Source organism: Oleiphilus sp. HI0043 (assembly GCF_001634935.1).
The window spans coordinates 1-719 of record NZ_LWEY01000796.1; the positions used below are offsets into that span (position 1 = coordinate 1).

The 719-nt window shown below is 41.9% G+C and carries 1 protein-coding gene; it reads left to right on the plus strand.

The window, feature by feature from the left end; all coding sequences use genetic code 11:
- Window positions 1-203: 203 nt before the first annotated feature.
- The coding region (locus tag A3729_RS09120; RefSeq protein WP_231877392.1) for a pseudouridine synthase at window positions 204-719 on the plus strand (516 nt) is incomplete at its 3' end.

Below are 719 nucleotides of genomic sequence, written 5' to 3' on the forward strand. Positions count from 1 at the left end.
AGAATAATTGGAAAATGGTATTCGTTTTCTACACATTTTAATAAATGCTCACCAGAGATGCTCTCGGTGAGGTTATAATAGCCGACATTATTTCATATTTTACATTTTGCGTGTATGACAAATAATCAAACTTGAGGTTTCAACTCCCTTATAAGTCATAATTATTCAGTCTATCCCGTGATTTCTTTACATATCGAGACCTTATGAGCCAAATTATTGAAGCTGACTTTGTTGTTCCATTAGAACTATCTGGCATGCGTTTAGATCAGGTCATTGCTGATTTTATGCCTGAGTATTCTCGCTCACGCCTGCAACAATGGATTAAACAAGGCCATATTCGCGTAAACGAAGAAATCGCGCGGTCCAAAGACAAAGTCAAAATAAATGATCTCATTGAAGTGAAAGCCGAGCTTGAAAGTCAGGGAGAGTGGCTTGCTGAAGACATCCCGCTTGATATCGTTTATCAAGATGAAGACATTCTGATCATCAACAAACCAGCTGGAATGGTAGTTCACCCCGCCGCCGGTAACCACTCAGGCACTTTAGTTAACGCCTTGCTGCATCACTTTCCTGATATCAAAGCCGTTCCCAGGGCCGGTATCGTTCACCGCCTGGATAAAGACACGACCGGTTTAATGGTGGTCGCTAAAACACTAACAGCTCACGCCCATATTGTTGAACAACTTCAAAGTCGCGAAATGGGCAGAGAATACGAAGCT